Here is a 20,500-nt window from a genome sequence, read left to right on the forward strand (position 1 = left end):
CCGTACGCGGGGACCGGCGGCCGGTCCCCGCGTACGGACAGGCCGCGGACCCGGCCGGGTGGGTGATCCTCATACGGTCGGCGGACCGAACCGTTCCAGCGCCGCCGCCTCGTCCCACACCTCGCCGTACTTGGCCTGGATGTCGAACAGGTTCGCCTCGTGCGGCCGGGGGTCGCGGTCCCCGACCGCCTGCCGCACCACGATCGGCACGAACCCGTGCTGTATCCCGTCGACGGCGGTGGCGCGCACGCAGCCGCTGGTGGACACGCCCGCGATGACGAGCGTGTCCACCCGCAGCGCGTTGAGCGTCGAGGCCAGCACCGTACCGAAGAAGGCGCTCGCGTACTGCTTGACGATCACCGTCTCCCCCGGCCCGGGCGCGACCTCCGGCATCAGCTCGCCGAGCGGCCCGCCACCGTCCACCAGGTGGCGCAACGGGGCCACCTTGCGGAAGAACAGGCCGCCGTCGACGCCGCCGGGACCGAAGGCGACCCTGGTGTGGATCACTGGAACGCCCGCCGAACGGGCGGCGGCCAGGACCCGCGCGGCCGAGTCCAGGCAGTCGCGCGAACCCATGTAGAGCTCGGCGCCCGGTTCGAAGTAGGCGCGCATCAGGTCGATGAGGATCAGCGCCGGACGCTCCCCGAAGGGCAGGGAACGCCCGTACACCTCGTCGTGGTCCCTGATCACACGCGGCTCCGGAGCAGGCGGGCACCCTCCGCGCGGTGCGCGAGAGGTTCCTCGGGCGTGAGGACACGGACGGTGGGCTGGTGGGGCATGGGGGGCTCCTTTTGGTGTCAGATGACTCCGGCGGCCGACAGGCCGGTGAACTCCGCCTCCGTCAGGCCGAGAAGCCCGCGGTAGACCTCTTCGTTGTGCTGCCCGAGCGCGGGCCCGGCGCTGCGCACGCTTCCGGGGGTGTCGGAGAGCTTGGGGACCACGTTCTGCATGGCCAGCTCGCCGAAGTCCGGGTGCGGGACGCGGACGATGGCCTCACGGGCGGCGAAGTGCGGATCGGCGAACATGTCCTTGGCCGTGTAGACCCGCCCGGCCGGGACACCGCCCTCGTGCAGCGACCGGAGCAACTCGTCCGCGGGGATCCCCGCGGTCCAGGCCGCGATGATCTCGTCAAGCTCGGCCATGTTCGCGCCGCGCGCGCCGTGGGTGGCGTAGCGCTCGTCGGCGGCCAGCTCGGGCCGGCCCATCAGGGTCGCCAGGCGGGTGAAGACGCTGTCCTGGTTGGCGGCGACGAGGATGGTGTCGCCGTCCTTGGTCGGGTAGACGTTGCTGGGCGAGACGTTGGGCAGCACGGTGCCGGTGCGCTCGCGCTGGTAGCCGGCCTGCTGCCATTCGGGCACCATCGACTCCATCATGGCGAGCACCGCCTCGTAGATCGCCGAGTCGACGACCTGGCCCCTGCCGCTGCGCTCGCGCTCGTGCAGCGCGACGAGCGTGCCGATGCAGGCGTGGGTGGCGGCCAGGGAGTCGCCCAGCGAGATGCCGGCGCGCGCCGGCGGCCGGTCGGGGTCGCCGGTGACGTGGCGGATGCCGCCCATGGCCTCGCCGATCGAGCCGTATCCGGCTCGGGGGGCGTAGGGGCCGCTCTGGCCGAACCCGGTCACCCGGGTGATGACCAGGCGGGGGTTGATCTCGTGCAGCCGGGCCGGGGACATGCCCCAGCGCTCCAGGGTGCCGGGCCGGAAGTTCTCCAGCAGCACGTCCGCCCGCTCCACGAGCCTGATGACCAGGTCCTGCCCCTCGGGGGTGCGCAGGTCGCAGGTGACCGACTTCTTGTTGCGGGCCACGACCGGCCACCACAGCGACTGGCCGTACGGCTTCTCCCGGCCCCACTGGCGCATGGGGTCGCCCCTGCCGGGGTCCTCCACCTTGATGATCTCGGCGCCGAAGTCACCGAGCAGCTGGCCGCAGAACGGCCCGGCGAGCAGCTGGCCGAGCTCGACGACCCGGATGTCTCCGAGCGGAAGGCCTCTCACGTCTTGTTCTCCTGACGACGGGGACCGAGCAGGGAAGCGCGGGCGGAGAACAGGTGGGCGCGCATCACGGCCTCCGCCCATTCGGGGTCTCCGGCGCGTACGGCCGCCACGATCTCGATGTGATGGTTGACGCTGCGGCGCATGGCCTCGGAGTCGAAGGCTCCGTAGGTGCGCAGCAGCACGGGCGAGTGGACCAGCGAGCTGATCGACTGGGCGAGCACCTGACTGCCGCCGAGCCTGACCAGTGCCTGGTGGAAGTCGGCGTTGAGGCGGTAGACCGCCTCGACGTCGCGGCGGTCCGCGTGCTCGGCGAGGGTCACCGCCAGCTCGTGCAGGCGCGCGATGTCCTGCTCCGTCGCGACGGCCGCCGCCTGCCGGACGGCCAGTCCTTCGATCCTGGCGCGCAGCTCGAAGATCGTCTCTAGATCGGCGCGGGGGTACACCACGACTCTGGCGCCCTTGTTGGCCGTGATCTCGACCAGTCCCTCGGCCTGCAACCGCCGCAGCGCGTCGCGGACCGGGGTCCGGCTGACGCCCAGCGCCTCGGCCAGCTCGACCTCACCGAGGTGGTCGCCCGGCTCGTAGTGACCGTTGAGGATCAGGTTACGCAGGCTATCGACTGTCGACATGTATACACCCTTACCGAATATTCCCCAAGAATGGCATCCGAGGAGGAAAATAACAAGATTTTGCATACAACTTGAGAGGCGTCGGTACGGTGACCGAGAACAACGGCCTCCCCGGCGGACCGAGCCGGAGACCGGCCCCGCGCTCCCGCGGTCGCCCCCGGCGAACGCGGCCGGTCGACGCACCGCCGAGCGTCGCCATGTGACGCCGTCGACGACGGGCGGCCGGGCCGGGGAACGGACGTCGCCCGAAGGCCACCACCCCGTTCTCTCCGCCCGCACCCCGGCACGCCGCCGCACAGAATGGAGATCATGACTCCACGACGGCTCTACCAAGGCACAGGCCCTGGACCGATCACCCCGGACGGCTGCTCGGTCGAGTACTACACCACCCTCACCCCCAGGGGCGAACCCGAACTCGTCCACGACGCGATCCCGGCCGGGGCGAGCATCCTCGAACTCGGCGCGGGCGTGGGCCGGATCACCCACCGCCTGCTGGAACTCGGGCACGAGGTCGTCGCGGTCGACGAGTCGCCCGAGATGCTCGCCCACATCCGCGGCGCCGAGACCGTGTGCTCCCCCATCCAGACCCTGGCCCTGCCCAGAACCTTCGACCTCGTGCTGCTGATGTCGTTCGTCATCGAAACCGCCGACGACGACCTGCGCGCCGCGTTCCTGCGCACCTGCGGCGCGCACGTCTCCGCCGACGGCTGCGTCATCCTGCAGCGCAAACCTCCCGAGTGGTACGACACCGTCCAGCCGTTCGAACGCGACGCCGGCCCCGGTCACACCGTCAGCATGACGCGGGTCAGCCGCCCCGCCCCCGGCCTGCTCGACGCCACCATGGAGTACACCGTCGGCGAGCGGCGCTGGACCCAGACCTTCGTCAGCCACCGCCTCGACGACGACCGCCTGGAACACGAACTCAACCAGGTGGGCCTGACCGTCTCCGGCTTCCTGGACGACGACCGCGAGTGGGTACGCGCCACACCCCTGTGACACCCGTCTCTTCCCGAACGGCCGGAGCAGAGCCGGCAGCGGCCCGCCGGTGACACCGGGCACCGGGCCGCCGCCTCACCGAAGCGGTCGTCGCGAGCCCGTCCGGGGAGAGACCCCGTCCCACCCTTGCCCCGGCCCGTCCGCGAACCGTGCGGCGCTCATCCGCCGGAGACCGGCCGGGGCTCGATTCCGTGGCGGAGCAGCACCCACACCCGCTCGGCGGTCGTGCGCCGCTCGGCCGCCGGGAGCCTGGCGAGCAGCCCGGCGAGCATGCCGACGGCCAGTACCAGGTCATCGGCGGTGACGTCCTCGCGGAGCCGACCGGCGCGCCGGGCCTCGGCGAGCGTTCCGGCCAGCAGGCCGGCCACCCGGTCGCGCACTTCGACGACGCGGAGATCACCGGCCGAGGGCACGCTGACCATGTCGATGAACGCGGTCGAGGCGATGGTCTGCTCGGTGAGCAGAGCCAGCATGTCGGCAAGGGTGGTGCCGGGTTCGGCGGCCAGCGCCTCCAAGTCGGCGACACTGTCCTCGAACACGGCCAGCGCGAGGCTCACGCGGTCCGGAAAATGCCGGTAGAGGCTTCCCTGGCCGACTCCGGCCACGCGGGCGACCGTGGTGAGCGGTGCGTCGTATCCGGCGTCGGCGAAGACCTCGCGGGCGGCCGCTATCAGCGCCGCCCGGTTCTCCGCCGCCGCACCGGGTCCTCTGTTGGGTCGACGCGTGACAGTCACAGCGGCTATGTTAGCAACCGGACGATATAGTCCGGTTATTTCCGGAAGTGCCATGAATCATGACGCCGATCCCCCGCCACAGGTACGGCGGGACATGCTCGGCCGTCGCGATTCGGCGCGACACGACCACCACGGCAACAGCACCGCCTTGGCCCCGGGCCGCATCCGCCGGAGCCCTGGCACCACCGCCGCCCCCACCGAAAGGACGCCCCCTTGACCATCGGCACCTTCGACGACCGCGTCGCCCTCATCACCGGCGCGGGCTCCGGGATCGGCAGGGCGATGGCCGTCGCCTTCGCCAAGGCCGGCGCCCGCCTCGTGGTCTGCGACATCGACCCCGACAGCGCCAGGCGAACCGCCTCCGACATCGGGGACGCCGCCGTCCCCGTCACCGCCGACATCTCCGACGAGGCGTCGGTCGCCGCGCTGGTCGAGACGGCGATCAGCGCGCACGGACGCGTCGACGTACTGTGCAACAACGCCGGCATCGTGGACACCATGGCCCTGCCCGCCGACATACCGGTCGAGCTGTGGGAGCGGGTGCTGCGCGTCAACCTGACCGGCACCTTCCTGGTCACCCACGCCGTCCTGCCGCACATGCTGCGCCAGGGCGGCGGCGCGATCGTCAACACCGCCTCCGAGGCCGGCATCCGCGGCGGCGCGGCCGGCGCGGCCTACACCGCGTCCAAGCACGGCGTCGTCGGCCTGACCCGCAGCCTGGCCTGGGCGTACGCCAAGGACGGCATCCGCTGCAACGCCATCCTGCCCGGCCCCACCATGACCGGCATCGCCACCAACACGACCTTCGATCCGACGGGCACCGCCCGGCTCGGCCCCGTGCTCGCACTCGGCGAGCGGATGGCCCAGCCCGAGCAGATGGCCGACGCCGCCCTCTTCCTGGCCTCGGACGCCGCCTCGTTCGTGAACGGCGCGATCGTGCCGGTGGACGGCGGCTGGTCCGCGGCCTGAGACATACCGGCCCGTCCGCGCACCGGCACCTCTGTCGACTCGGCGAGCACTCATCGCAGAGACTACGACCTCAACCGGACGCAACTGTCCGGTTCTGTGAGGGTTCACCGACAGAGCCGTCGCCCGCAATCCGAAGGAAGTCGCGATGACAGATCAGTGGGACAACCTCGTCGACGTACTCGTCGTGGGCTCAGGCGCGGCGGGCCTGACCGCGGCCATCGCGGCGGCCGACCGTGGGATGGACGTCCTGATGGTGGAGAGCACTCCGAGATGGGGTGGCACCACCTCGGTCTCCGGAGGCGGGCTGTGGATGCCGGCCAACCCGCTCATGATCCGGGCCGGCGCCCGGGACTCCGCCGAGGAGGCCCTCCGGTACATGAACGACGTCATCGGCGACGCCGGACCGGCCTCCTCGCACGAGCGCAGGGCGGCCTTTCTCCAGACCGTTCCCGAGGTCGTGACCTTCCTCGGCCGCCGCGGCGTCAGGTGGAGGAGATTCCCCGACTACCCCGACTACTATCCGGACCGGCCGGGCGGCAAGGTGGGGCGCTCGATCGAGGTCGCGGCCTTCGACACCAAGCTGCTCGGCGACTGGTACGCCACCTCCCGCGCCAAGGACAGCATCCCGCTCCCGCTCATGACCGACGACGTGTGGTTGCTGGCCCGCGCCTGGTCCACCCCCGGCGGCTTCGTCCGCGGCGCACGCTTCGTCTTCCGCTCACTCGGCGCCTTCGCCGGCGGAAAGCGCCCGGTCGGCATCGGCGGCGCACTCGCCTGCTCGCTCATGCACATCGTCCGCACCCAGCAGACCCCCGTCTGGCTCTCCGCACCGCTCGTCGACCTGATCCTGGAGGACGACGGCGTGGTGGGCGCGGTGGTCGAGAAAGACGGCCGGCAGCGGCGGATCCGCGCCCGGCACGGCGTCATCCTGGCCGCCGGAGGCTTCGCGAACAACACCGAGTGGCGCCTGAGGCATCACGGCGTCCCCGGCTACTCCTCCGCCCCGGAAGGCGATCTGGGCACCGCCATCGAGGTGGGCGCCCGGGCGGGCGGCGCGCTGGAACTCATGGACGACGCCTGGTGGGGCGCGTCCCTGGTCGGCCCCGACGGCACGGCCCGCTTCCTCGTCTCGGAGCGGTCCTTCCCCTTCTCGATCATCGTGGACGCGAACGGCGAGCGCTTCACCAACGAGTCGGCGTCCTACATCGACGTCGGGCACGCCATGCTGAGTCACGACGTGACCGGCCCGATGTGGATGATCACCGATGTCCGGCACAGGCGGCGCTACCTGAACTCCGCCCTGATCGGGCAGGCCAGGAAGTGGAGCCGCGCCGGCCTCCTCGTCGAGGCCCCCACCATGGAGTCGCTGGCCGCGAAGATCGGCATCGATCCCGCACGGCTGCGCGCCACCGTCGGGCGCTTCAACGGCTTCGCCCGCACCGGCGTCGACGAGGACTTCGACCGTGGCCGTACCGTCTACGACAACTACTACGGAGACCCGCGGGTCAAGCCCAACCCCAACCTCGGCCCCCTGGAGAAGGGCCCCTTCCGCGCGGTCCGCGTCTACCCCGGCGACCTGGGCACCAAGGGCGGCCTGCTCACCGACGAGCACGCCCGCGTCCTGCGCGAGAACGGCTCGGCCATACCGGGCCTGTACGCCGCGGGCAACACCACCGCCTCGGTCATGGGCCGCACCTACCCCGGCCCCGGCTCGACCATCGCCCCCGCCGTCGTCTTCGGCTACCGCGCCGCACGGCACGCCACATCCCGCTGACCTGGGCACCACGACCCCGAACACGGCGGCCACCGGTGCGCGGACGATGCCGGCAGCCGGTGCCGTAGGCGCGCCCGCGGTCGGCCAGGGCGACCTTGCGCCGCTCAGGGTCCCTCCGCACTTCGCAGGTCACGGCCGGATGCCCGGCAGGACACAGGATGGACTCCGCCTGTCCGGCCCCCATTCCCTCTACCTGAGGCTTTTCACCCCGGTGGCCCTGGTCGTGGGATCCGGTCTCGGCCATCCGGCCGAGCCGGAGGTGTTGATCGCGACGGGCGGTCATGAGCGGCTTTGAATGACTCTCCCGCCTCGGAGAGACGAGTCTTCCGACCCAAGCCGGCGATCACCGTGGGCCTGCTGCGAACGAGTCGGCCGGCCCGCCGGCGACACGAGAGCTTAAGACAACGAGCTATCATTTACGACATATCTGTCTTAAATGATACGGAGTTGACTGATGGCTGTGAGTCGCGATCAGATCATCGTCGCCGCGATCCAGCACCTCAACCACGCCCCCGCCGCGTCGATGGCCGACATCGCCGAGGCGACCGGAGTGAGCCGCGCCACCTTGCATCGGCACTTCACCGGTCGAGAAGAGCTGCTGTTCGCGCTCGGCCACCGTGCGCTGGATCGATGGGCGGAGGCCCAGGACAGGGCCGGGATCGAGCAGGCTGCCCGCTCCGCGGAACCGGTAGTGATCACCACCGCTCTGCGGGAGATGCTGAGTGGGCTGATCGACGAGGCCGAGGAGTACAACTTCGCGCTCACCGACCTGGTGATGTCGGCGCCCGAACTGCGGGAACGCAGTGACGAGCTGGAAGGCAAGGAGATCTTGCTCTACCAGGCGGCCCAGCGCGCCGGGGTCCTGCGGACCGACCTGCCGGTGCGGTGGATCAGCAACACGGTGTACGGCCTGCTGCTCGCCGTACGGGAAAGCCTGAACCGGGGCGACGTCGCCCGGCGCGACCTTCCCGGGATGCTGCACGAGACCTTCTTCCGCGGCGCCGGCGAGCACCATCCTCACCATGGCGGAGACGAGCGGCCGCCGGACGGTGGTTCGCGGGGCAGTGCCGGGGAACGCGGGCCGCAGGGCGGGAGGAGGGCATGACCCGCATCTCCTACGCACCGTCGACGGAGCCCGGTGTGTCGCGGCGGCGGCGCTGGGCCGGGCTGGCGGTACTGTCGGCGAGCCTGCTGCTGGTGGTCATGGACATGACCATCCTCAATGTCGCCCTGCCCGCGATCTCGGCCGACCTGCGCCCCGGCGCGGTCGAGTTGCTGTGGATGGTGGATGTCTACGCGCTGGTGCTGTCCGGCCTGCTGGTCACGGTGAGTGCACTCGGCGACCGGTGGGGCCGCAAGAAGATGTTGCTCACCGGCTTCGCACTGTTCGGACTGGCCTCCACGGCGGTGCTCTGGGCCGACTCACCCGGCGAAGTGATCGCGGTGCGGGCGATGCTCGGTGTCGGCGGCGCCATGATCATGCCCTCCACACTGTCGATGATCCGCACCCTGTTCACCGACCCCAGGGAGCGGGCGACCGCGCTGGGCGTCTGGGCCGCGATGGCCGCCCTGGGCGGCGCGCTCGGGCCGATCCTGGGCGGGCTGCTGCTGGAGCACTTCAGCTGGCACGCGGCGTTCCTGGTGAACGTTCCGGTGATGACGGCGGCGATCGTCGCCGGCCTCTTCCTGCTCCCCGAGTCACGCAACCCGCGCCCGGGCCGCTGGGACGTGTTCGCCACGGCATTGTCGATCACCGGGATGGTCACCCTGGTCTACTCGATCAAGCAGTTCGGTAAGGAGGGCCCGGCCGCCATCGGCCCGTGGGTCACCCTCGGCCTCGCCGTGGTGACCCTCACCTGGTTCGTCCGGCGTTGCCTGAAACGCTCCGATCCGCTGCTGGAGGTTCGCCTGTTTCGCAGCCGGCCGTTCACCGCGGGCACGATCGCCGCGCTGAGCACGTCGATCGCGATGGCGGCGATGATGTTGCTGATGGCGCAGTGGATGCAGCTCGCAGGCGGCTACTCCCCGCTGGAGACCGGCGTGCGGCTGCTGCCGACCGCGCTGGGCGCGCTGGTGCTCTCGCCGCTGGCGCCCTCGCTGGCGGTGCGCCTCGGGACCCGCCCAGTGCTGGTCGGGGGGCTGGTGGTGTCCGGGCTGGGATTCGGCGTGCTGTACGCCGCGCCCGTCACCTATCCGTGGATCGCCGTGTCGCTGCTGCTGATCGGGCTGGGTATGGGCTCGCTGGCGATCGCCTCGGCGGTCATCATGGCGGGTGCGCCGCCAGAGAAGGCGGGCAGCGCCGCCGCGATCGAGGAGACCAGCTACGAGCTGGGCGGCGTACTCGGCGTCGCGGTGCTCGGCAGCGTCGCCGCCGCCGTGTACCGGGAGGCGCTGCCGGCCACCGCGGGTGATGCCGCCCGCGAGTCGCTGGCCGCCGCGATCGAGGTCGCCCGCCAGGCCGGAGCCGCGGGGACGCACTTGGCCCAGCAGGCCAAGGCGGCGTTCACCTTGTCGTTGGAGATGACCGGGCTGTCCGGGGGCGTGCTCATGCTCGCCGCCGCGCTCGCCGTCTGGTGGCTCGTCCCGCGCGACCTCGACGTCACCGCCGGGCACAACTGATCGCCGCACGCCGCCGACCAGGGCGGCCGGTTCGCGTTCGACCTCGTCGAACGGTGTTGACGCCCCGGCCCGCAAGGCAGGCACCGGTGGACGGACCGGAGTTGCGCGGCGGTCCGGGCGAGGTCGTGGATTCGCCCCAGACGCTGTTACCGCCGGCGCGCAGGACGCCGTCGTCGTACGGGTCGGCGGTCAGCGTGATCTGGGCGATCTGGGCGCCGTTGACGTACCGGCGTGGTCGCCGCCACCGTCGCGCTGCCCCTCATCCCTCAACGCCTCTCAGCAGGAACCGGCATCTTCAGCGAACGGGCAGGCCGGTGACGGCGCGGCCGATGATCAGGCGCTGGATCTCGCTGGTGCCCTCGAAGATGGTGTAGATCTTGGCGTCGCGGTGGAAGCGCTCGACCGGGTGATCGCGGGTGTAGCCGGCTCCGCCGAGGATCTGGATGGCCTGGTCGGTGACCCAGACCGCGGTCTCGCCGGCGACCAGCTTGGACATGGAGCCCTCGGCCTGGCCGAAGGTGCGGTTGTTGCGGGCCATCCAGGCGGCACGCCAGGTCATCAGACGGGCGATGTCGACGCGGGTGGCCATGTCGGCCAGCAGGAAGGCGATGGCCTGGTTCTCACCGATCCTGCGGCCGAACTGCTCGCGCTCGCGGGCGTAGTCGCGGGCGTACTCGTATCCGGCGCGGGCGATGCCGACGGCCATCGCCGCCACCGAGGGGCGGGTGGTCTCGAAGGTCCGCATCGCGCCCTGCTCTCCGGCCCGCTCGCCGGAGCGGACGCGGGCGAGCCTGGCGTCGAGCTTCTCCCTGCCGCCGAGCAGGCAGGCCCCCGGCACGCGCACGTTGTCCAGGACGACCTCGGCGGTGTGGGAGGCACGGATTCCGTGTTTCCTGAACTTCTGGCCCATCGACAGGCCGGGGGTGCCGGCCGGGACGACGAAGGACGCCTGGCCGCGGGTGCCCAGGGAGGGGTCGACAGAGGCGACGACGACGTGGACGTCGGCGATGCCGCCGTTGGTGGCCCAGGTCTTCACGCCGTTGAGGATCCAGTCGCCGCCCGAGGGGACGGCACGGGTGCGGATGGCGCCCACATCGGAGCCGGCCTCGGGCTCGGAGGCGCAGAACGCCCCGAGCCTGACCTCCGAGGGGGTGCCGAACATCTGCGGGAGCCACTCACCCAGCTGTTCGGGGGTGCCACTGGCCGAGAGGGCCGCGGCGGCGAGGCCGGTGCCGACGATGGACAGGCCGATGCCCGCGTCTCCCCAGAAGAGCTCCTCGAAGGCCACGGTCAGGCCGAGCCCGCTCGGCTCGAACCACTGCTGGGCGAAGAAGTCGAGGGAGTAGAGCCCGATCTTGGCGGCCTCCTGAATGATCGGCCAGGGGGTCTCCTCGCGCTCGTCCCATTCGGCACCGGCCGGGCGGACCACCGAGCGGGCGAAGTCGTGCACCCAGTCACGCACCTCGCGCACGTCGTCACTCAGCTCCGGGCAGAAGCCGCTCTCGCTCATCTTCCATGCCTCCTCAGCGCGCGTTACCAACGGTAACACCCAAACTTTACCGGCGGACGGACCGCTCCGCGCAACCGCAGGACCGCCCCTTCTGCGGCAACGGCCGCCGGCGAGCGGCCCCGCTTTCGGAGGTCTCCTTCACCGCCGCCGGCCTCCCCGAGGCCCGGCTCACCGCCGTGCGGGAATGCCACCGGGCCGCGCGCTCCCGGGCCTCGCGGGCTCCGTACGCCGCCCGGGATCACGCCCGCGCGACGTGGTCAGCGAGCGGCGCGGTAGGCGGGAACAGTGATCATCGGCGGGCGTTCGGCGACGGCGACGTCCCGGACGCTCACCTGGTGGCCGCTCGCGCCCCGGCGGAACTGGGCCAGGCGGGGCGAGGGGCTGTGCAGGGAGACCATCATGTTCTGGCGCTCCAGGCGCGACCAGGAGGTCTGCAGGATCTGGGCGGCCATCCCGCCGAGCGCCTCCGTCGACTGGTGGGAGTGGACCCGGCGGCCCAGGTCGACCTGGGCCAGGGCGTCGAGCCCGGCGAGGTCGAGCAGGTCGATCAGCAGGCCGAGCTCCACACCGTAACCGGTGACGAAGGGCACGCTCTCCAGCACGGACCTGCGCCCGGCGTACTCCCCGGCGAGGGGTTGCACGAATCCGGCCAGCAGCGGCCAGTGCAGGTTGAGCAGGGGACGCGCGACGAGCTCGGTGACCCGGCCGCCACCGCTCTGCACGTTCTGCAGGGGCCGGTCGTAGCAGCCCTTGACGTAGACCACCGCCTCGTCGGCGAGCAGCGGGCCGAGCAGCCCGGTCACGAAGGAGGTGCGGAACTCGCGCAGGTCGGCGTCGATGAACACGAGCAGGTCGCCGGAGGTGGCGGCGAGGGACTTCCAGAGCGCCTCGCCCTTGCCGTCCAGCGGTTTGAGGTCGGGCAGGACCTCGTCTTGCGCGATCACCGCCGCTCCGGCGCGCGCGGCGCGCACCGCGGTGTCGTCGACGGAGCGGGAGTCGATGACCACGAGCTCGTCGACGAGCGGCGCGGCCTCCATCAGGTCGCGGCGGATCGCGGTGACGATCTCCCCGACCGTCTCCTCCTCATCGCGCGCGGGCAGCACGACACTGATCGTCGTCTCACCCTTGGCTCTCAGCAGCTCCGGCAGCGACCAGTCGCCCGAGGATGAGGTGCGCTCGCGTAGCCATGCCTCGACCTCAGGCAGCACAGCCCACCCTTCCCATCACCTCGGTACTTACGGGTATCACCTTATGTGGCGCTGATTCCGCGCAAGTACCGGCTCCCGTCCCCACCGCACGGGTGGGAAGATCAGTCCAGTCCGGCATGAGGAGGGGAAGGCATGGACCCGGTAGCCGTGCTGCGGGCGGCACGTGCCGTCCGCGACGAACTCGACAGCTCGATGGGGGGTGCCTCCGCGGAGCTTCGCGACCGGCTGGATCCGCTGCTGGCCGAGGCCGGCAGCCGGCCTCCGGGGCAACTGGCCGACGCGATCGTCATGCTGATCGCCCAGTACGGCCCGGCCTGGAACCGGCTCTCCGCGCTACTGAACCTGGACCACGGCCTCGCCGCCGCACAGGCGGTCCCCGTGCCCACCGACACGGGCCCGCAGGATCTGGGCGGGGCCGGGTACGGCAGCGGATACGACGATCCGCCCCCCACAGGTGCCATGGGTCTCGACTGGATGCGCCCCGACCAGGCGCCGCCGTCCGAGACACCGCGGGCACCCTCCCCGCAGGCACCGCCGACGCCGCCCGCCGGGAGCCGAGGCTCCTCGATGCTCGGCCGGCTGACCGGGGCCTTTCGCAGGCGGCGCGGGGACGCGCCCGCCGCGACGCCCGAGTCCGAGTGGGAGGGGATCCCGCTGATCGAGGCGCCCACCGAGTCGGTCTCGGGCTGGGGCACGGAGGTGTCGATCGGCGTCGCCCCGGGCCGGGGTCAGGACGGCGGCGCGGCACCGCGCGAGCCGGTCGAGCTGGACATCCAGCTCGTCGCCGAGGGCTTCGACGCACCGGGCGGGTGGCAGGTACGGCTGCGCGTCGACACGGCGTCGCCCTACCCCCGCGCGACGGTCGGCCTCGTCGCCCTCGCGCAGCAGGAGCCCGAGGTCGCCCGGCAGATCCAGGCGATCTGTTCGGTGCGTAGCCAGGTGGTCGGGTTCGGCCTGCGCTCGATCACGCTGCACGGCTCGCCCGGCAGGCTCGGCCGGGAGGAGCCGCCCGAGCCGGTCGCCGGCACCCGGATCCGTCCGGCCCTCGTGGGCGAGCCGGCGGACGTCACGGTGGCCATCGTCCACGGTGACGAGCCGGGACGGCTGTGGTGGACCTACCGGTCGCCGCACTTCGTCACCCCCGACCGGGCCGAGCTCTGCGACCTCGGCACGCGGGCCTCGGAGTTCGGCCGGCAGCTGACCGGGCAGGGTCGTCTCTCCGAGGAGCTGGGACGGAAGGTCGGCTCGCGCGTGCCCAGGGGGTTCTGGGAACTGCTGAACGCGGTGGCCGGCCGGGTGGCACCGCGCCGCCCGAGCGTGCTGATCCTCTCCCAGGAGCCGCACGTGCCCTGGGAGCTGGCCGTGCTGGAGCATCCGTACGACCCCTCGCTCCCCCGCTATCTGAACTGCCAGGCGGTGACCGGCCGCTGGCCCCTCGGTGGCCGGCGCCCCGAGCTGCCGCCCCCGGTGAGCGCGCGGGCGGATCATGTCGCGGTGGTGTACGACGAGGCGCAGGCGCACCCGCTGGTGACCGAGTACGGCGCCACGCAGGTCTCCTCCGCGCTCGGCGACGTCCTGGGCGTGCTCGGCCAGGGGCCGGACGTCGTCCACCTCACGGCCGGCGGATCCGCGGCCGAGGCGCTGGGCCGTGACCTGGCCGGCGCCCCGTTCGTCTTCCTGGAGGAACCGGGGGACGCCCAGGCGTTCCTGCTCGCCGGTGCGAGCGGGGTCGTCGAGCCGCTCTGGCCGGTCGGCGGGGGCCTGGCCCGGGAGTTCTACCGGCGCTGCCTCAGCGGTGAGCCCCCGGCCGAGGTGCTGCGGTCCATGCGCGCTCAGGCCCCCGACAGCGCGGGCGCCTACCGGTTCCACGGCCACCCGTCCCTGACGCTGCGCCGGACGCCCCCGCCCGCGGAGTGAGCCACCGGGCCCGGATCGCGTGCTCAGTGGATGGCGTGGCGCTCCAGGAAGGTGTAGACGTCGGCCTCGTCGACACCGGGAAAGGATCCGGGCGGCAGCGCGGCCAGGATGTGGGAGTTGCCCCGGGCCGAAGGCCAGGCGTATCCCTCCCAGCGCTGGGTCAGCTCGGCGGGCGGGCGGCGGCAGCAGTCGCCGTTGGGGCAGTCCGACTTGGTGCGATTGACGGTCTCGCGCCCGCGAAACCAGCGTGACTCCCGGTACGGGACACCGAGGGTGATGGCGAAGTCACGCTCGCGCGACGGGTCGACGTGGGCGACGCAGAAATAGGTGCCGGTGGGCGAGTCCGAGTACTGGTAGTAGACGGAGAAGCGGTCGGGAGACAGGAAGACCTGGCGCCCGGACCACTGCAGGCACATGCGCTGGCCCTCGATCGCCCCCTGCTCGTCGGCGGGAAAGACGATGCCGTCGTTCTCGTAAGCCTTGTAGATGATCCCGCCGGCGTTGTTGCGGACGAAGTGGCAGCTCAGGTCGAGGAAGTGGGTCGCCAGGTTGGTGAAGCGGTGCGCGGCCATCTCGTAGGAGACGGCGAACACGTCACGCAGGTCCTCCACGCTCAGCGCCCGGTCCTTCTTGGCCTCCCTCAGGTACGGCACGGCGGCCGTCTCGGGCACCAGGATGGCGGCGGCGAAGTAGTTGGCCTCGGTCCGCTGGCGCAGGAAGTCCGCGAAGTCGCGGGGCTTGTGGTGCCCGAGGGAGAGGTGGCCCAGGGTCTGCAGCAGGATCGTGCGGGGGGTGTGCATGCCGACCTGCTCGTGCTTGACGTAGATGCGCCGGTTGCGCAGGTCGGAGATGGAGCGCACGGTGCGCGGCAGGTCCTGGACCGTCTGCACGGTGTAGCCGAAGTGGCTGACCAGCGCCTGCACCGTGCTCTGCGACAGCGCTCCGGAACGGTAGCCGACCGCGGCGAGCGCCTCGGCGGCGGCCCGCTCGATCTCCGCGAAGTAGTTGCCCTGTTCACGCTGCTTGCGGCGGAGCTCGGCGTTCGCGGCACGGGCCTCCTCGGGGGTGGCGGTGCCCTTGGCCTGGCGTGAGCGCAACTCCCCGTAGAGGCCGAGGATGTGTTCGAGCACGTCGTTGGGGACGCGCGCGGAGACCTTCAGCCTGGCCAGGCCGAGCCCGGCGTACAGGGGGTCGCGCTGCGCCTCCTCCAGGGCCATCTCCAGCTGCGCCCGCCGGTTGGGGGCCTGCCTGCGCAGTAGTTCCTCGATCGGCACGCCGAGCGCGGCGGCCAGGGACTTCAGCAGCGACAACTTCGGCTCGCGCTTGCCGTTCTCCAGCAGGGAGAGCTGGCTGGGCGCCCGGTTCACCCGTTCGCCCAGGTCGGACAGGGTGAGGCCACGCTGCTTGCGCAAGTGCCTGAGACGCTGGCCGAACGCGATGAGATCGAGCTCCTGCGTCAAGGAAAGCGGTTCTTCACCCACCAAAGATGCCATAGCACGATGCTAAACGAAATTTCCTAGGAAATTTCACAGCCCCGCGCGCCACCTGGGAGAACGTCGCCGCGCCCACGCCGGGAATTCCGATCTGCCCCGTGGGACGGAGGAGGCAGGGCGCCGCCGCGGCCTCCGGGGCACCGCGGAGACCGGCGCCAAGGTGACGGTGCGACCAATGGTGACCGACGGTGACCGTGGGGCCGGATTCCGGAGCCTCGGCCTCCGGCGCCCCACGACCGGCAAGCCGCAAAGCGCACTACCGGAATTGGTCTAGTCCATAGCGAAAACTATGAAGTTCTTCCCATCTGAATACCGATGAGTATTGATGATAAAGGAAGAATTTTCATTCTTTCGCTGGAGTCGGCCTTGTTCGACCGTTTTGTCGGGGCACACACTCGGACTAAGGCACCCAGGGGACGAAAAGGAGTTACACCATGAGTGATCGCCTCAAGGGAGCCGCAGACGAGCTGCGGCGCGAGTGGGAGACCAACCCTCGCTGGAAGGGCACCGAGCGGACGTACACGGCCGAGGACGTGGTTCGACTCAGAGGGTCCGTCCAGGAGGAGCACACTCTCGCCCGGCTCGGCGCCGAGCGGCTGTGGGACCTGCTGAACACCGAGGACTACGTGCACGCCCTTGGCGCGCTGACCGGCAACCAGGCAGTGCAGCAGGTCAAGGCCGGTCTGAAGGCGATCTACCTGTCAGGCTGGCAGGTCGCCGCCGACGCCAACCTCGGCGCGCAGACCTACCCCGACCAGAGCCTCTACCCGGCCAACTCGGTCCCGGCCGTGGTCCGCCGGATCAACAACGCGCTGCTGCGCGCCGACCAGATCACCTGGTCGGAGGGCGACCAGGACGCGCCGCACTGGCTGGCGCCGATCGTGGCCGACGCGGAGGCCGGCTTCGGCGGCGTGCTGAACGCCTTCGAGCTGATGAAGGGCATGATCGCCGCGGGTGCCGCGGGCGTGCACTGGGAGGACCAGCTCGCCTCGGAGAAGAAGTGCGGCCACCTGGGCGGCAAGGTGCTCATCCCCACCGGCCAGCACATCAAGACCCTCAGCGCCGCCCGCCTGGCCGCGGACGTGCTGGGTGTGCCGACCCTGGTCATCGCGCGGACCGACGCCCAGGCCGCGACGCTCCTGACCACCGACGTCGACCCCCGTGACCAGGCGTTCACCACCGGCGACCGCACCGCGGAGGGCTTCTACCGGGTCCGCAACGGCGTGGACGCCTGCATCGCCCGCGGCCTGGCCTACGCGCCCCACTCCGACCTGCTCTGGATGGAGACCTCCACTCCGGACCTGGACGTGGCCCGCGAGTTCGCCGAGGCCATCAAAGCCCAGTACCCCGACCAGATGCTGTCCTACAACTGCTCGCCCTCGTTCAACTGGAAGAAGCACCTGGACGACTCCACCATCGCCAAGTTCCAGCGCGAACTCGGCCACATGGGCTACAAGTTCCAGTTCATCACGCTGGCGGGCTTCCACTCGCTGAACCACTCCATGTTCGACCTCGCCAGGGGCTACGCCGAGGACGGCATGACCTCCTACGTCCAGCTCCAGGAGGCCGAGTTCGCCGCCGAGGCACGCGGCTACACCGCCACCCGCCACCAGCGCGAGGTCGGCACCGGATACTTCGACCTGGTCAGCACGGCCATCGCGCCGGACTCCTCCACCACGGCCCTGAAGGGGTCGACGGAGGAGGAGCAGTTCGCAGAGGCTCACTGACTCTCCGGACCGCGCTCGCCCAGACGACTTCCGGGGCATGGAACGGTTCCCCGGGCGAGCACGACGACCAGGTCGTCGACCGAGGCCCCGCCGTACGGATCTCCCCCTAATCCGTGCGGCGGGGCCTTCCCGTGCCCGTGGCGCGCCCTGAGGCGACCACGCGGGGGCGGTCGCCTCAGCGGCCGACGGCCTCGATGAGCTTGCGGCGCTGCTGGGCGCCGAGACCGCCCAGCCTGCGTGCCTCGTCCACGTCGGCCTGCGCCATCAGCTGCGCGGCCTTGACCGTTCCGACTCCGGGCAGCGCCCGGAGAGCCTGGGAGACCTTGATGCGCTTGGCGATGTCGTCCTCGCGGCCAAGCAGCTGCTCCAGGCTGAGAGCACCGTTCTTGACCTCGGCGAGAAGCTTGGCACGGGCCGTACGGGTCTCGGCGGCCTTGACCAGGGCGGCCTGACGCTGTTCGGGGGTGAGCTTGGGCAAAGCCATGGTGTTTTCTCCCTGATGACGGTAATTCCAGCGTCCTGTTACCCAAAGCGACTGGGTTAATCATCGGAGAGCCTACGGATAGATCCACAGGACCCGTACTGTGCATCACGATATGCCCGTTTGGTTACCCCGCCCTTACCCGGCCCTCCGTAGCCTCGGGCTCATGGGTATCTGGCGAAGCCCTCAGGGCATAGAGGTTGAGGCCATCGTGGTTCACGACGGCCCCTGTCTGCTGGTCACCCGCCGGATCGACGGGCGGCGGGTTCTCGTGGCGTACTGCATGAACATCCGCGAGGTCGGAGAGCACGTCGATCTGGCGGAGCTCGCCCCCGCGTAGGCGGACGCGCAGGATCGGACCACGACCGAGTCCAGTTCGGTACGGCTGTCAACTTCTGCGGCCACTGGGGCGTCAGACTGGTCAGGGAGGCTCGATGGATGTTCTGGTCGGCCTCGTTGACGAAGATCTCCGCCTGGAGCTCATCCTCGTCGAGGCACTGCACACCGAGGCGGAACGGCTGGCCGCCCAGCCCGACCGCTGAACGGGGACGGGGCCCGCCCCACGAACCGGGCGGGCCCCGTCCCACCGGCGACCGATGGAGGACGGGGCTCGATTCCTCGGGCGGGGATGGCGTTAACTTTCTCCTTGACCTCCTCCCCACGGCTTGAGGCCCGGGGTCTCCACGCTCAAGGAGATGTGATGAACAAGCGCGAGCTGATCGAGAAGGCCGCCGCCGAGGCCGGGCTCACCCGACGGCAGACGGCCGCGGCTCTCGATGCGATCCTGGGGACGATCCAGACCGCGGTGGCGGCCGAGGACAAGGTGGCGATCCCCGGGTTCGGATCCTTCGAGATCGTCCACAAACCCGCACGGACCGGACGCAATCCGCAGACCGGCGAGCCATTGGAGATCGCGGAGACCTGGACGGCGAAGTTCAAGCCCAGCCCGGGGTTCATGGGCCTGATCCGCCAGCGCAAGAAGGACTGACCATCCCGGGCGCGGCCTTTCGGACAGCTCACCATCGCAGGCCGCCCGGCCCCTCACGCCTCCGCCGCCGAGGCGATCGCACGCCCCTCAGCCGCGTACCGCGCGGGCGGACCAGCGGCCGTCGAGCTGGTCGACGCGCAGCGGCCGCCCGAAGCACTCAGAGAGGTTCTCCGCGGTCAGGATCTCCGCCACCGGACCACCCGCCTGGATCCGGGCGTCGCGCATCAGCAGGGCGTGGGTCGTGGTGGCCGGGACCTCCTCCAGGTGGTGGGTGACGGTGACCGTGGTCAGCACCGGACGGGTCGTCGCCAGGTCCTCCACGGCGGTGATCAGGTCCTCTCTGGCGGGCAGGTCGAGCCCGGCGAACGGCTCGTCCAGCAGCAGGATCACCGGGTCGGCCATCAGGGCTCTGGCGACACGGACGCGAGCCCGCTCGCCCTGGGAGCAGACGCGAAAGAGCCGGTCGGCGAGGTCCTTGCAGCCCATGTCCGCCAGCAGGCGGTGGGCGCGCTCGTGCTCGGCGGGTCCGTAGCGGTCCCAGAGCGGGACGCTGGACCCGGTGTAGCCGGTCAGGACCACGGTGTGCGCGGTGGCCCCCTCCTCCTCCAGCAGTTCTTCGTCGACGAGCCGCTGGCTGGCCGCGACGAGGCCGATGTGGCGGCGCAACTCCCGCAGGTCGACCCGGCCCAGCCGCTGGCCGAGCACGGTGACGGCCCCCTCGGTGGGATGCCGGACGGCGGCGGCCAGTGACAGCAGCGTGGTCTTGCCGGCCCCGTTGGGGCCCAGCACCACCCAGTGCTCTCCGTACCCGACCCGCCAGCCGATGCCGTCCAGCAGGGTCCGGCCGACCACCCGGACCCCGACACCGCTCAGCTCCACCGCACCGGGCACAGGCTCGCCCATCGGTCTCCCCCTCCGCCTCGATTCGCGGCGCTCACTTTAACCGATCCAGCGATATTTCCCGATAAATCGTCTGAACAGGTCATTCAGCCCATCTGTACGGAAGGGCTGGGCACGGGGGTGATGGTCGTCCCCGAGGGAGCGGGAGCGGTGGGCGTCGGAGAGGGGCTCTCCCCGTCACCGGTCTGCGGGATCTGGGTGAAGGAGGGCCTGGGGCTGCTGGACGCCGTCGGGCAGTCCCTGTTCCTCCCCCTGCCCTTCGCGGTCGCGTCCGCGCAGTCCTGCCGGTCGTCACCGTCGTCGGGCGAGCCGCCCGAGCCCCGCGGACGCTCCGGCATTGGATCCTCACGGCCGTCGTGGCCGTCGTGGCCGTCCTGGCCGTCCTGGCCGGTGATGGGCAGCGAGACAGTCCTGGTGGTGGTGATCTGGACCGTGGCGGGAGTGGCCGGAAGGACCGTCCGTGGCCTGCCAGCGGGCGGCCGGGTACCGGCGCGGAAGACCGAACCGGAGGGCGTGCCGTCGGCGGGCAGGACCAGCGGCGCCGGCTCGGGCATGCCCGAG

At 71.1% G+C, this 20,500-nt stretch carries 19 protein-coding genes; 9 read left to right on the plus strand and 10 right to left on the minus strand.

The features are described 5' to 3' along the window. Positions 1–69 precede the first annotated feature (69 nt). From AB0J58_RS40645 to AB0J58_RS40655, 3 genes are all read right to left on the minus strand, one after another. Positions 70–690, minus strand: a complete 621-nt coding sequence (locus AB0J58_RS40645) for an isochorismatase family protein (protein ID WP_364226167.1) — start codon at positions 688–690, stop codon at positions 70–72. Positions 691–797: 107 nt separating this feature from the next. Continuing rightward, a complete protein-coding gene (locus AB0J58_RS40650) occupies positions 798–1,994 on the minus strand; it encodes a CoA transferase (protein ID WP_364226169.1) in 1,197 nt (398 codons plus the stop codon). Beyond that, complete coding sequence (locus AB0J58_RS40655; RefSeq protein WP_364226172.1) at positions 1,991–2,623, minus strand: GntR family transcriptional regulator; 633 nt, start codon at positions 2,621–2,623, stop codon at positions 1,991–1,993. The genes AB0J58_RS40650 and AB0J58_RS40655 overlap by 4 nt, the downstream gene beginning before the upstream one ends. Positions 2,624–2,932: 309 nt before the next feature. Here AB0J58_RS40655 and AB0J58_RS40660 point away from each other — a divergent pair, with 309 nt between their 5' ends. Then, a complete protein-coding gene (locus AB0J58_RS40660; RefSeq protein ID WP_364226175.1) occupies positions 2,933–3,619 on the plus strand; it encodes a class I SAM-dependent methyltransferase in 687 nt (228 codons plus the stop codon). Positions 3,620–3,777: 158 nt separating this feature from the next. On the opposite strand, the gene AB0J58_RS40665 is transcribed toward AB0J58_RS40660, so the two are convergent. Beyond that, positions 3,778–4,353 carry a helix-turn-helix domain-containing protein gene (locus AB0J58_RS40665; protein ID WP_364226178.1) on the minus strand — a complete coding sequence of 192 codons (576 nt, stop codon included), beginning with the start codon at positions 4,351–4,353 and terminating at the stop codon, positions 3,778–3,780. Between the two features lie 213 nt (positions 4,354–4,566). Between AB0J58_RS40665 and AB0J58_RS40670 the strand changes: the two genes are divergently transcribed. The 4 genes from AB0J58_RS40670 to AB0J58_RS40685 all read left to right on the plus strand — a co-directional run bounded on the left by AB0J58_RS40670 (position 4,567) and on the right by AB0J58_RS40685 (position 9,715). Then, the gene (locus AB0J58_RS40670) at positions 4,567–5,322 is read left to right on the plus strand and encodes a glucose 1-dehydrogenase (protein WP_364226180.1); all 756 of its coding nucleotides are present in this window, start codon (positions 4,567–4,569) and stop codon (positions 5,320–5,322) included. A 145-nt stretch (positions 5,323–5,467) separates the two neighbouring features. Beyond that, the gene (locus AB0J58_RS40675) at positions 5,468–7,096 is read left to right on the plus strand and encodes an FAD-dependent oxidoreductase (RefSeq protein WP_364226182.1); all 1,629 of its coding nucleotides are present in this window, start codon (positions 5,468–5,470) and stop codon (positions 7,094–7,096) included. 454 nt (positions 7,097–7,550) lie between these two features. Then, positions 7,551–8,201, plus strand: a complete 651-nt coding sequence (locus AB0J58_RS40680) for a helix-turn-helix domain-containing protein (protein ID WP_364226185.1) — start codon at positions 7,551–7,553, stop codon at positions 8,199–8,201. Further along, positions 8,198–9,715, plus strand: a complete 1,518-nt coding sequence (locus AB0J58_RS40685) for an MFS transporter (protein WP_364226188.1) — start codon at positions 8,198–8,200, stop codon at positions 9,713–9,715. Before AB0J58_RS40680 ends, AB0J58_RS40685 begins: the two co-directional genes overlap by 4 nt. 295 nt (positions 9,716–10,010) lie before the next feature. On the opposite strand, the gene AB0J58_RS40690 is transcribed toward AB0J58_RS40685, so the two are convergent. Together AB0J58_RS40690 and AB0J58_RS40695 are read right to left on the minus strand one after the other, a co-directional pair. Then, positions 10,011–11,225, minus strand: coding sequence for an acyl-CoA dehydrogenase family protein (locus AB0J58_RS40690; RefSeq protein ID WP_364226190.1), 1,215 nt, complete (start codon positions 11,223–11,225; stop codon positions 10,011–10,013). Positions 11,226–11,482: 257 nt separating this feature from the next. Then, positions 11,483–12,433, minus strand: coding sequence for a glucosyl-3-phosphoglycerate synthase (locus AB0J58_RS40695; protein ID WP_364226193.1), 951 nt, complete (start codon positions 12,431–12,433; stop codon positions 11,483–11,485). Between the two features lie 132 nt (positions 12,434–12,565). Between AB0J58_RS40695 and AB0J58_RS40700 the strand changes: the two genes are divergently transcribed. Next, a complete protein-coding gene (locus AB0J58_RS40700) occupies positions 12,566–14,350 on the plus strand; it encodes a hypothetical protein (protein WP_364226196.1) in 1,785 nt (594 codons plus the stop codon). Positions 14,351–14,373: 23 nt separating this feature from the next. Here the strand turns inward: AB0J58_RS40700 and AB0J58_RS40705 are convergent, their stop codons facing one another. Beyond that, positions 14,374–15,810: a helix-turn-helix domain-containing protein gene (locus AB0J58_RS40705; protein ID WP_343963094.1), complete on the minus strand. Its 1,437-nt coding sequence runs from the start codon at positions 15,808–15,810 to the stop codon at positions 14,374–14,376. 467 nt (positions 15,811–16,277) lie between these two features. Between AB0J58_RS40705 and aceA the strand changes: the two genes are divergently transcribed. Then, positions 16,278–17,570, plus strand: coding sequence for an isocitrate lyase (gene aceA / locus AB0J58_RS40710; RefSeq protein ID WP_364226199.1), 1,293 nt, complete (start codon positions 16,278–16,280; stop codon positions 17,568–17,570). A 175-nt stretch (positions 17,571–17,745) separates the two neighbouring features. Here aceA and mihF read toward each other — a convergent pair whose 3' ends face one another. Beyond that, positions 17,746–18,054 carry an integration host factor, actinobacterial type gene (mihF, locus tag AB0J58_RS40715; RefSeq protein ID WP_364226202.1) on the minus strand — a complete coding sequence of 103 codons (309 nt, stop codon included), beginning with the start codon at positions 18,052–18,054 and terminating at the stop codon, positions 17,746–17,748. Positions 18,055–18,217: 163 nt separating this feature from the next. Here mihF and AB0J58_RS40720 point away from each other — a divergent pair, with 163 nt between their 5' ends. Both AB0J58_RS40720 and AB0J58_RS40725 read left to right on the plus strand, forming a co-directional pair. Further along, positions 18,218–18,391 (plus strand): hypothetical protein, encoded by a 174-nt coding sequence (locus tag AB0J58_RS40720; protein WP_343963096.1) that lies wholly within the window; start codon positions 18,218–18,220, stop codon positions 18,389–18,391. Positions 18,392–18,751: 360 nt separating this feature from the next. Beyond that, positions 18,752–19,039 (plus strand): HU family DNA-binding protein, encoded by a 288-nt coding sequence (locus AB0J58_RS40725; RefSeq protein ID WP_030909250.1) that lies wholly within the window; start codon positions 18,752–18,754, stop codon positions 19,037–19,039. An 87-nt stretch (positions 19,040–19,126) separates the two neighbouring features. Here the strand turns inward: AB0J58_RS40725 and AB0J58_RS40730 are convergent, their stop codons facing one another. Both AB0J58_RS40730 and AB0J58_RS40735 read right to left on the minus strand, forming a co-directional pair. Continuing rightward, the gene (locus AB0J58_RS40730) at positions 19,127–19,942 is read right to left on the minus strand and encodes an ATP-binding cassette domain-containing protein (RefSeq protein ID WP_364226205.1); all 816 of its coding nucleotides are present in this window, start codon (positions 19,940–19,942) and stop codon (positions 19,127–19,129) included. Between the two features lie 83 nt (positions 19,943–20,025). Then, positions 20,026–20,500, minus strand: a 475-nt coding sequence (locus AB0J58_RS40735) for a hypothetical protein (RefSeq protein WP_364226208.1), incomplete at its 5' end; no start/stop codon positions are given.

Origin of the sequence: Streptosporangium sp. NPDC049644, assembly GCF_040675205.1 — a bacterium.
Lineage (GTDB): Bacteria > Actinomycetota > Actinomycetes > Streptosporangiales > Streptosporangiaceae > Streptosporangium > Streptosporangium fukuiense.

What these genes read in the sequence shown, in the direction of transcription:
- AB0J58_RS40690 (WP_364226190.1), bottom strand. Translation starts at nt 11,225, where the DNA reads ATGAGCGAGAGCGGCTTCTGCCCGGAGCTGAGTGACGACGTGCGCGAG.
- aceA (WP_364226199.1), top strand. Translation starts at nt 16,278, where the DNA reads ATGAGTGATCGCCTCAAGGGAGCCGCAGACGAGCTGCGGCGCGAGTGG.
- AB0J58_RS40685 (WP_364226188.1), top strand. Translation starts at nt 8,198, where the DNA reads ATGACCCGCATCTCCTACGCACCGTCGACGGAGCCCGGTGTGTCGCGG.
- AB0J58_RS40680 (WP_364226185.1), top strand. Translation starts at nt 7,551, where the DNA reads ATGGCTGTGAGTCGCGATCAGATCATCGTCGCCGCGATCCAGCACCTC.
- AB0J58_RS40725 (WP_030909250.1), top strand. Translation starts at nt 18,752, where the DNA reads ATGAACAAGCGCGAGCTGATCGAGAAGGCCGCCGCCGAGGCCGGGCTC.
- AB0J58_RS40700 (WP_364226196.1), top strand. Translation starts at nt 12,566, where the DNA reads ATGGACCCGGTAGCCGTGCTGCGGGCGGCACGTGCCGTCCGCGACGAA.
- AB0J58_RS40675 (WP_364226182.1), top strand. Translation starts at nt 5,468, where the DNA reads ATGACAGATCAGTGGGACAACCTCGTCGACGTACTCGTCGTGGGCTCA.
- AB0J58_RS40730 (WP_364226205.1), bottom strand. Translation starts at nt 19,942, where the DNA reads ATGGGCGAGCCTGTGCCCGGTGCGGTGGAGCTGAGCGGTGTCGGGGTC.
- AB0J58_RS40655 (WP_364226172.1), bottom strand. Translation starts at nt 2,623, where the DNA reads ATGTCGACAGTCGATAGCCTGCGTAACCTGATCCTCAACGGTCACTAC.
- mihF (WP_364226202.1), bottom strand. Translation starts at nt 18,054, where the DNA reads ATGGCTTTGCCCAAGCTCACCCCCGAACAGCGTCAGGCCGCCCTGGTC.
- AB0J58_RS40660 (WP_364226175.1), top strand. Translation starts at nt 2,933, where the DNA reads ATGACTCCACGACGGCTCTACCAAGGCACAGGCCCTGGACCGATCACC.
- AB0J58_RS40720 (WP_343963096.1), top strand. Translation starts at nt 18,218, where the DNA reads ATGGGTATCTGGCGAAGCCCTCAGGGCATAGAGGTTGAGGCCATCGTG.